This window comes from Clostridium cuniculi (genome assembly GCF_004353185.1).
Classification (GTDB): domain Bacteria; phylum Bacillota; class Clostridia; order Clostridiales; family Clostridiaceae; genus Clostridium; species Clostridium cuniculi.
Window position 1 is genome coordinate 56,815 of sequence record NZ_SMUS01000022.1, and the last position, 12,690, is coordinate 69,504.

12 protein-coding genes and 1 riboswitch are annotated in these 12,690 nt (G+C 26.7%); of the genes, 6 read left to right on the top strand and 6 right to left on the bottom strand.

The features are described from left to right. Positions 1 to 38: 38 nt before the first annotated feature. The 3 genes from EJJ37_RS12090 to EJJ37_RS12100 form a co-directional block, all read right to left on the bottom strand. Positions 39 to 497, bottom strand: a complete 459-nt coding sequence (locus tag EJJ37_RS12090) for a MarR family winged helix-turn-helix transcriptional regulator (protein WP_133015836.1) — start codon at positions 495 to 497, stop codon at positions 39 to 41. Positions 498 to 647: 150 nt separating this feature from the next. Continuing rightward, complete coding sequence (locus EJJ37_RS12095; RefSeq protein WP_133015837.1) at positions 648 to 1,061, bottom strand: hypothetical protein; 414 nt, start codon at positions 1,059 to 1,061, stop codon at positions 648 to 650. A 308-nt stretch (positions 1,062 to 1,369) separates the two neighbouring features. Then, a complete protein-coding gene (locus tag EJJ37_RS12100; RefSeq protein WP_133015838.1) occupies positions 1,370 to 2,494 on the bottom strand; it encodes a YecA family protein in 1,125 nt (374 codons plus the stop codon). 235 nt (positions 2,495 to 2,729) lie between these two features. On the opposite strand from EJJ37_RS12100, the gene EJJ37_RS12105 reads away from it, so the two are divergent. Next, entirely contained in the window at positions 2,730 to 3,680 is a 951-nt protein-coding gene (locus EJJ37_RS12105; protein WP_133015839.1) for an alpha/beta hydrolase, read from the top strand. 103 nt (positions 3,681 to 3,783) lie between these two features. Here EJJ37_RS12105 and EJJ37_RS12110 read toward each other — a convergent pair whose 3' ends face one another. Both EJJ37_RS12110 and gloA read right to left on the bottom strand, forming a co-directional pair. Further along, positions 3,784 to 4,749 carry a tRNA dihydrouridine synthase gene (locus EJJ37_RS12110; protein WP_133015840.1) on the bottom strand — a complete coding sequence of 322 codons (966 nt, stop codon included), beginning with the start codon at positions 4,747 to 4,749 and terminating at the stop codon, positions 3,784 to 3,786. A 753-nt stretch (positions 4,750 to 5,502) separates the two neighbouring features. Then, positions 5,503 to 5,883: a lactoylglutathione lyase gene (gene gloA, locus EJJ37_RS12115; RefSeq protein ID WP_133015841.1), complete on the bottom strand. Its 381-nt coding sequence runs from the start codon at positions 5,881 to 5,883 to the stop codon at positions 5,503 to 5,505. A gap of 202 nt (positions 5,884 to 6,085) precedes the next feature. On the opposite strand from gloA, the gene EJJ37_RS12120 reads away from it, so the two are divergent. Together EJJ37_RS12120 and EJJ37_RS12125 are read left to right on the top strand one after the other, a co-directional pair. Continuing rightward, on the top strand, positions 6,086 to 6,616 hold the full coding sequence (locus EJJ37_RS12120; protein WP_133015842.1) for a thioredoxin family protein: 531 nt from the start codon (positions 6,086 to 6,088) through the stop codon (positions 6,614 to 6,616). A 53-nt stretch (positions 6,617 to 6,669) separates the two neighbouring features. Next, complete coding sequence (locus EJJ37_RS12125; RefSeq protein WP_133015843.1) at positions 6,670 to 7,545, top strand: radical SAM/SPASM domain-containing protein; 876 nt, start codon at positions 6,670 to 6,672, stop codon at positions 7,543 to 7,545. Positions 7,546 to 7,602: 57 nt separating this feature from the next. Here the strand turns inward: EJJ37_RS12125 and EJJ37_RS12130 are convergent, their stop codons facing one another. Next, complete coding sequence (locus EJJ37_RS12130) at positions 7,603 to 9,129, bottom strand: hypothetical protein (RefSeq protein ID WP_133015844.1); 1,527 nt, start codon at positions 9,127 to 9,129, stop codon at positions 7,603 to 7,605. A gap of 194 nt (positions 9,130 to 9,323) precedes the next feature. Then, a riboswitch (Lysine riboswitch) is annotated at positions 9,324 to 9,497 on the top strand. Between the two features lie 74 nt (positions 9,498 to 9,571). On the opposite strand from EJJ37_RS12130, the gene EJJ37_RS12135 reads away from it, so the two are divergent. From EJJ37_RS12135 to EJJ37_RS12145, 3 genes are all read left to right on the top strand, one after another. Beyond that, positions 9,572 to 10,891, top strand: coding sequence for an APC family permease (locus EJJ37_RS12135; protein WP_133015845.1), 1,320 nt, complete (start codon positions 9,572 to 9,574; stop codon positions 10,889 to 10,891). Between the two features lie 188 nt (positions 10,892 to 11,079). Next, positions 11,080 to 12,243, top strand: coding sequence for an AI-2E family transporter (locus tag EJJ37_RS12140; protein ID WP_133015846.1), 1,164 nt, complete (start codon positions 11,080 to 11,082; stop codon positions 12,241 to 12,243). A 144-nt stretch (positions 12,244 to 12,387) separates the two neighbouring features. Continuing rightward, complete coding sequence (locus EJJ37_RS12145) at positions 12,388 to 12,543, top strand: zinc-ribbon domain-containing protein (protein ID WP_133015847.1); 156 nt, start codon at positions 12,388 to 12,390, stop codon at positions 12,541 to 12,543. Positions 12,544 to 12,690: the final 147 nt, after the last annotated feature.

Genomic DNA, 12,690 nt, shown 5'->3' on the forward strand with positions numbered 1-12,690 from the left:
AAATATCTTTCTAAAATAAAGTTGCTGAGTAAATTCAACTAACCAAGAAGATTATATTTTTCTTCAAAAAAGTTAGTCATTCTCTTTAATGCTGTTATAAGTACAGTTTCTTCTGTCTCTGGAAGCTCTTGAATAATACTTTTTATCATATCAGTGTGGAATTGTGCATGACTATCAAATGCCTTTTCCCCTTTATGTGTTAATTTTATTAGTACAACTCTTCTGTCTTCTTCTATCCTTCTTCTCTCAACATACTCTTTTTTTATTAATCTATTTATAGCAGTAGTTAATGTTCCTACCGTAATCTCTAAATCTTTTGCTACCTCTGTCATAGTCATCTCTCTATCTTTACCAATAGCCTCAATAATATGGTTTTCAGTGACAGATAAATCACTAAATTCACCTTGCTTTATGGCAGCTGCTTCGATCTTTAAAATATCATTAAATAATTTTACTAATAGCATATTTAAAACGTCCTCAGACTCTTTACGTATCATTTGTTTCACTCTCCCAAAAAATATAAATATATTATTATTATAAAATATATTAATACCTTTTATCCAGTATTATTTGAAATTATTTATCATTTGCACCTAACTAGAATTAAATAAGAGGAGATGTACGATTTTCTCCTCTTATTTTTAACTCTAGATTAATATTAGACCAATAGATATTACCATAATAATAAATGCTATTATTCCAAAACAAACTGACTTTTTAAGTAATTCATACTTTGAATATCTAGTTATCTTTTTTATATTTCCTTCTGGATAAATAAGTTCTACTTCGTCTCCCTCATTTAAATCTGACATTTCATCATAATCGTGATAATCAATTCTTAATTTTTCATTACCTAAATCAATTTCTAATACCGGATTTATATCTACGTTGTATATTTTATTTCTTTCACTTCCATAAGTTATATAACTGAAAGATTGTAACTCAACAACTCTTGCTTTTTTCTTTACACCTTTATTAATTAAATTCATTTGATTGATAAATAATTTTACAGAAATTATCATGAGTATAGAAGCACCTAGTAACATTATTGCACTAAACATTTCAATTCACCCCACAAATATATTCTTTTAATTTCTTAATATAATTTTTATCTTCTATATATTTTATGACGCTAAAATATTGATGTTTACTTTATACAAAATATTTCATTATTCCGTACTTCTATTAATTATTAGATGTAATAATTTCATTGTTAATTCATTTTAATTACCTTTTTTTAACTTAAAACACTCTTTAATTATCAAATGATTATTTTTAAAAAATTTTCCTATTTTTTTGAGATTATTAATAACTTATTATTTATGAAAAAAGGAATGTAATTAAACATTCCTTTTTTACTATAATTAATTTATCCACAACACTTTTTATACTTTTTACCACTTCCACATATGCATGGATCATTTCTTCCTATTTTAACTTCATTAACAACCCTAGAATTTGCCTTTTGTATTTCATCTTCAGTATATCCCTTTAGAGACCACTTTCTAATACTTTTTGCAAAAAGTTCTAATTCATATACAAATATATTTCTTTCTTCTTCTGATTGTATTTCATATGCTTGTAAAAATATATCAATAGCTTCTGACTTTTCAACTTCATTTTTTATAGCAACTATAAAACCATCCATTTCTTCTTTTAATATATTTTTATCAATAACAAATAACTCACCAAGTACCTTTTCTAATTTAGCACCTTGTTTATTTTCTTCAACAAAATCAATTTTACCTGCTTTTATTAATGATTTTTTATCAAATTTATAGTAATCATTTTTACATTCTTCTTGAAGCTTTAATATTTTTTCTGTATCTTCTACATCTATGTTGCAAAGCATATCTCCATCAATAACATAATCATATCCAAGTTCTTCTCCATTTGCTATTAATGTATTTATATATGCTTCATTAAAGCTTGTTCCAAATATATTTTCTATATTAGCTTTAATGAAGTCAATTTTACAAATACCATAATAATAAACCATTCCTGAAATAGCTTTTATTACTTCTTCATTTAATCTAGCTCTATCTTTTAACTCTTTATTTAACTGAAGACTAATTACACCCTTTAACTCCTCTGGCATAACTACAAAAGCCTCATCATTCTTTACTCCAGAAAAAGCTAAACCTCTATTTCTTAAATAATTGATATAAATCATTTCGTTGCATTGGTATTTCTTTAGTCCGCTCTCTTTAAGTAATTCTTCTATGTATCTTAAAATACTTTCTTCCATTAACTCTAAAGCAACTTTAGTGTTTTCTAAAATTACATTCATTACCCTTTCAACAGCATCTGCCTTCTTTAATGTTGTAATACCTCTCACTGAATACTTCTTAGCTATTTTAACTAATTCATCTTTAGTCATTTTTTCTAAGAAAGCTTTTAAAGTACAGTTTTCATCTATATCTTTCCACATTTTTTCTACATTTTTATTATCAGCCTTCATTATTGCTTCTTGAAGTTTATTTTTATCTTCCATATTAATTTATGTCACCCCGTTCATATTCTACAAAAAAAATCACTTCTTCTATTATATATGTTTTTTCGTCATAGTCAAAATTATTTTTTACCAAAAGATCTAATATCCATATATTGATTGTTATCATTACCTTTTATTTACTTGTTCCTTTTTTAAAAAATATGATACAATGATTTAGCAATAAATTTTGATTTTCAAACTATTTGGTTTTATTTTTTAACAAAGGAGATTAACAATGAAGAAAAAGAAACTTTTAGGTATATCCCTAGGAATTATTGCTGTTATTATAGTAATCTCTCTAAGTCTTATAGGAAATTACTTTTATAACTTAGCTTTAAATCCAACTACACCAAAAGATATAGTATTTGGAACACCTGAAGAAGCAGCAGCAACAAGTGGACAAGTTCTAGATTCAGATATTTCTTGGTTATTAAATGACTCAAATTATACTGATGAATATATAACTTCTTCGGATAACTTAAAGCTTCACAGTTATCAAATAAAAAATGAAACTTCATCTGACAAATGGGTAATAACTGTACATGGTTATACAAGTGAAGGAATAAATATGAGTTCATATGCTAAGAAATATTATGATAATGGCTATAATGTACTTATTCCAGACTTAAGAGCTCACGGATTAAGTGAAGGTGATTATATAGGAATGGGATGGGATGATAGATTAGATATTATCTCATGGATAAATTACATATTAAATGAAGATCCTAATGCTGAAATAATACTTCATGGAGTTTCTATGGGAGCTGCTACTGTATTAATGACTTCTGGTGAAGAAATACCTTCTAATGTAAAAGCAATAGTTGCAGATTGCGGCTATACATCAGTTTGGGATGAATTTGCTTATCAATTAGATGATTTATTTTCATTACCTGAATTTCCAATACTTAATGTTTCATCTATAGTTGCAAAAATAAGAGCTGGTTATTTCTTAGGAGAAGCTTCATCTATAGATCAAGTAAAAAAATCTAAAACTCCAATTTTATATATCCATGGAGATCAAGATGATTTTGTTCCTTACTATATGATGGAAGAGCTTTACAATGCAACAAGCTCTGAAAAAGAAATGTTAACAATAAAAGGTGCTGAACATGCTAAAGCTTATGAAGTAGATCCTGAAACTTATTGGACAACTGTAAATAACTTTATAAATAAATATATAAAATAAAAGTTGATATTTTTATCAACTTTTATTTTATAGTCTACTACATTTAAAATGAGGACTCAAAAAATTAAATTTTGAACCCTCATTTATTTATGCTTAATATTATTTATTCTTCATTAGTAAATAATCCAGCACCCTTTATAATTTCTTGCTCTTCAAATAATCTTGAAACGGCCTCTCTATAATCTTTAGCTTTTTGTTCTTTCTTAATTTTTTTATAATATTTTTTATTATCTGTAAATATATGTGACATATATCCCCAAAGTTCTTTCATTCTATACATTGCATTTTTATCTTCATTTAAAAGAATTGTATAATTTTCAAAAATTTCATCATGGAATTCTTTTAAAACTTCTTTGCTAATAAAATTATTTTCTCTAATTTCACCAATTAATCCTGGATTGGCTAATACTCCTCTACCAAGCATTACTTTATCTATTTCTGGAAACTCTTTTACTATGTCATTATAATTTTCAGTAGTAAAAATATCTCCATTATAGCATATAGAATGCTTACTTAAAGATAAAGCCTCTTTAAACATTTTTAGATTTGGTGTATTTCCATAAAAATCTTCTCTAGTTCTAGGATGAATTATCAATTCTTCAAGAGGATACTTATTATAAATTTCAATAAGATTATAAAATTCTTCTGGAATTTCTTTGCCTAATCTAGTTTTTATTGATATTTTCATATCACTGATTTTATATATTTCATCTAAAAATTTATCTAATTCATCTGGATACGCAAGAAATCCTGAACCCCTTTTTTTTGAAACAACAGTTCCTGCTGGACATCCTAAATTTAAATTAATTTCATCATATCCTAATTGTTTTAATTTATTTGCAGTTAGTATAAAACCTTCTGCATCATTAGTTAATATTTGTGGAACTACATTTAAACCTTCATTATTTTCTGGTAATAAATCTCTTAACTCTTTAGTTTTAAGACTTAAACTTTGATTAGGAACAATAAAAGGCGTAAAGTATTTATCTATATTATGAAAGTATTTTTCATAAGCATTTCTATATATGTGCCCTGTAATTCCTTCCATTGGTGCTAAATAATATTTCATATAATTACTCCTCGTTTGTAAATATTCTAAAAAACATTATATCAGCCAAACCCTTTATAATCTACCTCTAACTAAATTGTTCGTTATAGCTTGAATGCCGTGATGACGAAAATTAATGATATTATCTCCATGAATTAGTGTAATTTTCGTTAAGAATTTATATTATTTTTTCCAGAAAAAGTCCTAAAGCTTCGAAGTTCACTATCGTTTACCTCAGCTTCTTAACGGACTTTTTCTTCCAAAAACAATTAAATTCTAAAACTTAATTACAATATTCCTTCCGATAATATCATTAATTTTTCTCTATCACTAGCTTTTAAGCTAAAAGATACAATTTATCTACGTAACCACCTTAAAAGTTAACGATTTCTGCTATATTTAAATTTAAAAATTATTAATTATAAATACTTTAACTTTGATAAAATACATTTAATTTAAAGATATAACTATCATAGCAGAATAATTTGTAGCACAAAATATTAACTATAAAGTGGCGTTTTATAAGCAAACACATGTAAAAAGAAAAAATGAAATATTAATTTGGAGGTATGATTGAAATTAAGCCGTAGAATTTAATAATTGATGGAGTAAAGTTGGCGTAAAGAAGTTTTTACTGTTTGAGCTAACAGCGAGTTTAAAAACTTTAGGCAACTTTACGGAATCAATTATATAAATTCTAGGTGAAAATTTCACCATTACCGGAAAATAAATATTTCATTTTTTCGCTTCCATGTGGTGATCAATATTTTTTAATTATGATCTAATTACTTCTACTTTATATCCATCTGGGTCTGTAACGAAGTAGTAATGAGGTGCTTCCCCTGGTAATCCTTTTAGGTCAGTTACTTCGTAGCCAAGTGCTATATGTTTATCTCTTAAAGATTCAATGTCTGGATGTCCTATAGCTATGTGGCTAAAACCATTTCCAAGATCATAAGGTTTTTCAGGATTATAGTTATAAGTTAATTCTAATTCATAACCACCTTCTTTATCTGATAGATAAACTAAAGTGAACTTATGCTCTGGAAAATCCTTTCTTCTAGTTTCAATTAAGCCTAAAGCATTTTTATAGAATTCTAATGATTTCTCTAAATCCATAACTCTAATGCAAGTATGTAGCATTTTAATAGACATAATATACCTCCTAAATTATACAAAAATTTATTTTATTAATTATATCAATATAGGAAGTTTATTACAAGAGTCAACTTTTGATTATTAGGGTTAGTAGAAATAATTAAATAAGTATGATAATATTAATAAGTATATGGTTGAATATAAATATATTTAATCTATTTATATTAAATGTATTTTAAATTTATTTAGGGGAGTAAGTATGTTAACGGATGTTGAACTGATGGATTATGAGGAATATTTAAATAATGCTAATGATGAGGAAATAATATTTATTAATGAGTTATATGATCAAGGTCAAATTTTAGAACAAGGACTAAGAGATATAATAAGTTTAAAAAAAGATATTAAAATATTAGTAATAACATCAACCAGATGTAAGGATTCAGCAACAATAATACCATTTTTAATAAAACTTTCTCAATTTAATGAACATATTGAAGTGAAATTTCTATTAAAAAAGGATAATGAAGAGTTATTAAGTAAGTTATCTGGAGAAATGAAGCTACCAACTATTATGGTTATGGATAGTGATAATAATGTAATTAGAAAGTTTATAGAATTTCCTAAAGGAGTAAAGGATATTTTAATAAATAGTCCAAAGGAAAAGACCCAGGAAATAATTGATGAAATGAGAAATGGAAAGTATAACGATTTAATTCAGTTGGATTTAATTAAGTTTATTACTGGTAAAAAATATGAATATATATCATTTGAAAGATTAGATAAGTAAGGTTAGACGTAGGGGATTTCTCCTATGTTTTTGTATAAGGAGAAGATTAACAAATGAGAAAGTTTAAAAAAGTATATATAGAGATTACTAATGTTTGTAATTTAAGTTGTAACTTTTGTCCAAAAACTAAAAGAAAATATAAATTTATGAGTACAGAAGAGTTTACTTATATTTTGAATGAAGTAAAGCCATTTACAGAGCATATATATTTTCATTTAATGGGGGAGCCTTTATTAAATGAAAATATAGGATATTTTTTAGAGGAAAGTAGCAATAAAGGACTTCATGTTAATTTAACCACTAATGGTACTTTATTAAGTAAGGTTGGAGATAAGCTTATTAATGCAAAGGCGTTAAGACAGGTAAATATTTCTCTTCATAGTTTTGAAGCAAATAAGAAAACTGTAGAGTTAGAAGAATACTTGGATAATGTTACTGACTTTATAATAAAGGCTAGAGAAAATAGTGATATAATCTGTGCAATACGATTATGGAATATGGATAGTGATGATTTAAAGGGAGAAAATAACTTAAATAAAGATATTTTAAAAATACTTGAAGAAAAGTTAAATCTTGATTTTTCATTATCAGAAAAATTACAAGAAACTAATAGGATTAAATTAAAAGATAAAGTATATTTAAATATGGCAGAAAAATTTCAATGGCCAGATATAAAAATTGATAGTTTAGGAGAAGAAGTTTTTTGTCATGGACTTAGGAATCAAATAGGAATTTTAGTAGATGGTACTGTTGTGCCATGTTGTTTAGATAGTGATGGTAATTTGCCATTAGGAAATGTTTTTGAGAAACCCTTAAAAGATATAATAACTGGAGAAAGAGCAACTAACATATATAATGGTTTTTCAAGAAGAGTAGCAGTTGAAAGTTTATGTAAAAAATGTGGTTATGCTACTAGATTTAAAAAGTAAATAGTTAGTGGAAAGCACCTAATAAGGTTAATAATCTTATTAGGTGATTTATATAGATTAAAAAAAGTTATGATAGGTTTCTTTAGGGATAAATTTTAATAATATTGGTATATAATTATTTAACATATCAAAGTTATCATTAATTTCTTTTTGGATTGATAATAGACATCTATAGTTTTTTCTCTTTGAGTAGCAGTGAGTATCATTAGACTTAAACCCAACTTTCCAAACTTCACAACCTTGAAATGGATTAGCTGTACCAATATAAAGAATATTAGAAGAATCTACAAATAGTGTTCTACCACCATAATTGTATCTGTTAGCTAAACCATTTAAAAATACAGGACTAAAGTTAATTCCGTCAGTAGATTCATAAAGATCAAATCCAAATGGATAGCGTATAGAATTTAGTTGAGAAACTATAGATTGATATATTTTAATAATTGAATTTGTTGTTACCGTACCAATTTTGTTTTCTATTTCAGTTCTATTAGTAATGAGGGTTTCTAGGATAACTTCCATATTAATTGAAGTATCAAAAGTGCTTATTAATAATTTTCCATGATATTCTTTAATTTGCCATGCATATACATTAAAAGGATTACTAAAACCAGAATTTAAACCAGATAAACTATTGCCCCTTACTCCTTTAGATGGAGATGAAGGGATTAGAGGCCTACTACCTATAACTAATTGCCAATTGTCATTAGGAGCAATTCTTATAATGTCACATCCCATTGGTGCAATCCAAGCTAAGGGAAGTCTCTTGGTAGCACTTACATAAAGATAATCTTTATAAATTCCCATACTTAGAGTATATTGATTTGTAGCATCACCAAATCCATTATCCACAATAAGAGTCCAATCATTTAGTTTAGGTGTAGAACTATTTGTTCTCCAAACCTGAACACCATCAGGATTATTAGTAGAAACATAGATTTTATCATTAAAAACTGTCATTTCACTTATAGAGCCATTAGGATTTTTAGATTTATCATATAATGGATCGTTAGTATCTATTATAGACTCCCAAGGATAAAATTCAGGATCTATACTACTATATAAGTTAGGAGTTGAAGTAGGATTTTTTTCATCAATAGTAGCAATGTATAATTTGCCTTCATGACTTATCATTGCACGAGATGAAGTTCCTTTAAGAATCCTATCAGAAAGAGGAAACCAGTTTACTCCATTGCTAGATTTAAATATTTTTAAGTTTCCACCGTAACTAGCAGCATAAAGGCAGTTATTTCCGTTGAAAGGTTTATGAGAAATTATAAATCTAAGTCCAGATATTTGAAGGTAATTTGGAACTGAATAAACTTTTTCCCAAGAAAGGGAATCATTTCTTTTGTATCTCCAAATTTCAGGTGAATTATTAGCTAGTGTTGGAGTTATTGAAATTGGAGTAATAAGTTCTGGTGAAATACTATTGAGTATATTATAAGCAACATTTCTTCCAGTGCCAACATAGATATATTGGTCTAATTGTCCAATTGACCAAGCATAATTATTTTGACGAGCATTATTTAAATCATTACAATCAAATCCATTTGTTGGGGTAGTATTTTTAAAAGAATACATAATATAAATTCTCCTTTATCATTTGGTTTTTTATAAATTTTAAATCTCATATACAATATATGAAAATATAAAATTGTAAGTTACATTTTAAATATAAATTGGGTTGACATTTATTGAAAAATTGTTACAATTACTTGTAGAGTAAAATGTCGAAAAAAATAAAATAATATGAAAATGAAATTTTATAAAGTATAGGGTAAGATAGAGGTTGCAATATTAAAGAGTAATATTATGGAGATAAGCACGATGAATTAATATGAAAGGTAATATTGCCGAAATATATAGAGGATGCTTTAAATCTATATATTGGGTTTGCATAAAATATGTGCAAAACTGTCACAATATAATTGTGGAGAGCTATCTTTGTGTTTGTTTATGATTAAGTACAAGCTCAAAGATTAGTCTTTGTGCTTATTTTTTTACCCCGCGCTAAGGAGGAAAAATGGAAAACAAGAGTTTAAAAAAAGAAATTAGTCTTTTTATGGCTACAATGCTTGTTTGTGGTAATATGATTGGTTCTGGAGTATTTATGTTACCATCAACATTAGCACAAGTTGCAGGACCAGGTGCTACAATTATTGCATGGATTTTAACTACAGTTGGTTCTATATTAATTGCAATATCATTTGCAAATCTCGGAGCAAAATATCCTTCAACAGGAGGAGCTTACCAATATACAAAGGAGGCTTTTGGAGATTTTGCAGGATTTTTAAGTGCTTGGCTTTATTGGAATGGATCATGGATTGGAAATGCAGCTATAATAGTTGCTATTACGAGCTATGCATCAGCAGTTATTCCTATATTGAATAACCCAATGATATCTATAATATTTTCAAGTTTGATTTTATGGATTTTTACTTTGATAAATATAGCTGGGGTAAAAAAAGCTGGAAGAATTCAATCATTTGTTACAGTATTTAAAATAGGATTTTTTGCATTATTTATTATAGTTGCATTTTTAAATTTTGATAAATCAAATATATTACCATTATATCCACAGGGGAAAGGTCTTAGTACAATTCCATTAGCGGCAACTTCAACACTTTGGGCTTTTGTAGGACTTGAAAGTGCAACAGTAGCAGCAGGAGAGTTGAAAGATCCAGAAAAGAATGTAAAAAAGAGTACAATTTATGGAATTATAATAGCAGCAACAATATATTTATTAATAAGTATAGGTAGTATGGGAGCTATGAGTAATGCAGAGCTTGCACAAAGTTCAGCACCACTTACAGATATACTTAGACATTCATTAGGAAATGAAGTAGGTAAGTTATTAACTATTGCTGTTGTTGTTTGTATTTTAGGAACAGTAATTGGATGGCTTTTATCTACAGCTAGAGTAGGGTATGCAGCAGGAGTTGATGGTGTTTTTCCAAAGTTCTTTGGCAAAATAAATGATAAAACAGGAACACCTGTAAATTCATTAATTTTTGGATCTATATTAGTAAACATATTATTAATTATGAATTTCCAAAAAGGAATGGTTGATGCATTTACATTTATAACAATACTTGCAACACTTTCCTACTTACCAGTATATCTATTAAGTGTATCAGCAGAAATGATGCTTGCTTTTAAAGGGGAAAGTAAATTTAACTTTAAGATATTTATTAAAAAATCAATATTACCGTTATTAGCATTTGTATATGTTATTTGGACTATATATGGTTCAGGGGCAGAAACTGTTATGTGGGGATTCATATTAATGTTAATAGGTATACCAGTGTATATATATAATTATCATAAAAATAAATTAGGATAAATTTAATTAAAAAGTCAGTAATTATTTCAATTATGACATGTCTATCTAGTAGAGTGTTGTTTGGATTACTGACTTTTTTGTAAATTTGAGTTAATTTTAATAAATAGTTAACTTTAGAAAATCTTAATAACTTTTCACTGTAAAGTATGTTAAAATAGAGATACTATTTTAGATGTGGAGGGCAAAAAATGAAAATAAATTGGAATAATAAATATGCAACAATAGCAATGTATGCATTTTTGGTTATTTGTGGAAGTATTCTTTTGTATTTAGGAATTTCACATATAAGTTCAATAAAAGCAAGTATTAATGATTTTATTAAAACATTACACCCATTTATTATTGGGGGAACATTAGCATATTTATTAAACTTTATTTTAAAATTTTATGAGGATAAAATCTTATCCCATGACTTTTTTAAAAAATTAAAAAGGTCAGCTAAAAGAGGTATAGGGCTATTATTAACTTATATTACGGCAAGTATAATTACATATTTATTTATACAATTTGTATTACCACAATTGGTAGATAGTATTATAGGATTAGTAAATAATATACCTGAATATTTAAATGAGTTAACAAAAGTTACTAATGATATATTTGATAATTTAAATTTACAACCAGAATATATTAATTTAATTACCGATAAGTTTGGTGAAGCAGTTACATATATTATAACAATAATAAGCAATCTTGTTCCTGTCATTGGTAATTTTGTGGTAGGTGCAACATCTAGTATATTAAATATAATAATAGGAATAATAGTGTCTATCTATATATTAATAGATAAAGAAAAGTTTATGGCATTAGGAAAAAAGATTGTATATGCATTGTGCTCAGAAGAAAAGGCTAAATTTACTTTAAGATTAGCAACTCAAAGTAACATGACTTTTAGTAGATTTATTGGTGGTAAAATTTTAGATTCCTTTATAATAGGGGTATTAACATTTTTTATATTAACTATATTTAAAATGCCATATGTATTATTAATTTCAGTAATAGTTGGTGTTACTAATATTATTCCATTCTTTGGACCATTTATAGGGGGGATACCAGCAGCAATAATTATATTATTTGTATCTCCAATACAAGCATTGTGGTTTGTTATAATTATAATTGTAATTCAACAAATTGATGGAAATATAATTGGGCCTAAGATACTTGGAGATTCAATTGGAATATCTGCATTTTGGATATTGTTCTCACTATTAGTTGCGGCTAAGTTTATGGGATTTGTGGGAATGGTAATAGGAGTTCCTTTATTTGCAATATTCTATTCTATAATTAAAGAAATAATTGAAGAAAAGCTAAGAAAAAAGGGATTACCTATAGAAACAGAAAAATATAAATAATATTACTAATTATGTATATTAATTTTAAAAGTGTCTATAATATAATAATGTAAAGACACGGAAGGTATACAAACAGTAACTAATAATTTATTATTTTGTTGTTATTTTTGTTTAGACCTTTCACATAGTATGGAGGAATTTTAAATGGCAGACAAAACATTAACATGCAGAGACTGTGGAAGTGAATTTGTTTTCACAGAAGGAGAACAAGAATTCTACAAGGAAAAAGGATTTGAAAATGAACCAACAAGATGTCCTGCTTGTAGAAAAGCTAAGAAACAACAAAATAATAGAAGATAATTATAAAGTATGTTTCTTAAGGGGCTGTCGCACTAAATAATTAGTGCGACAGCCCCTTTTGCTAAAAAAATAAATCCTAGACTCTATAAGCCTAGGATTTATGGTAAAATATTTTTCATGCTAACAAAAAAAATCTTACAACAAAAT

Excerpts from the sequence above, each read along its gene's own strand:
- EJJ37_RS12090 (WP_133015836.1), bottom strand. The coding sequence starts at position 497 with ATGATACGTAAAGAGTCTGAGGACGTTTTAAATATGCTATTAGTAAAA.
- EJJ37_RS12095 (WP_133015837.1), bottom strand. The coding sequence starts at position 1,061 with ATGTTTAGTGCAATAATGTTACTAGGTGCTTCTATACTCATGATAATT.
- EJJ37_RS12100 (WP_133015838.1), bottom strand. The coding sequence starts at position 2,494 with ATGGAAGATAAAAATAAACTTCAAGAAGCAATAATGAAGGCTGATAAT.
- EJJ37_RS12105 (WP_133015839.1), top strand. The coding sequence starts at position 2,730 with ATGAAGAAAAAGAAACTTTTAGGTATATCCCTAGGAATTATTGCTGTT.
- EJJ37_RS12110 (WP_133015840.1), bottom strand. The coding sequence starts at position 4,749 with ATGAAATATTATTTAGCACCAATGGAAGGAATTACAGGGCACATATAT.
- gloA (WP_133015841.1), bottom strand. The coding sequence starts at position 5,883 with ATGTCTATTAAAATGCTACATACTTGCATTAGAGTTATGGATTTAGAG.
- EJJ37_RS12120 (WP_133015842.1), top strand. The coding sequence starts at position 6,086 with ATGTTAACGGATGTTGAACTGATGGATTATGAGGAATATTTAAATAAT.
- EJJ37_RS12125 (WP_133015843.1), top strand. The coding sequence starts at position 6,670 with ATGAGAAAGTTTAAAAAAGTATATATAGAGATTACTAATGTTTGTAAT.
- EJJ37_RS12130 (WP_133015844.1), bottom strand. The coding sequence starts at position 9,129 with ATGTATTCTTTTAAAAATACTACCCCAACAAATGGATTTGATTGTAAT.
- EJJ37_RS12135 (WP_133015845.1), top strand. The coding sequence starts at position 9,572 with ATGGAAAACAAGAGTTTAAAAAAAGAAATTAGTCTTTTTATGGCTACA.
- EJJ37_RS12140 (WP_133015846.1), top strand. The coding sequence starts at position 11,080 with ATGAAAATAAATTGGAATAATAAATATGCAACAATAGCAATGTATGCA.
- EJJ37_RS12145 (WP_133015847.1), top strand. The coding sequence starts at position 12,388 with ATGGCAGACAAAACATTAACATGCAGAGACTGTGGAAGTGAATTTGTT.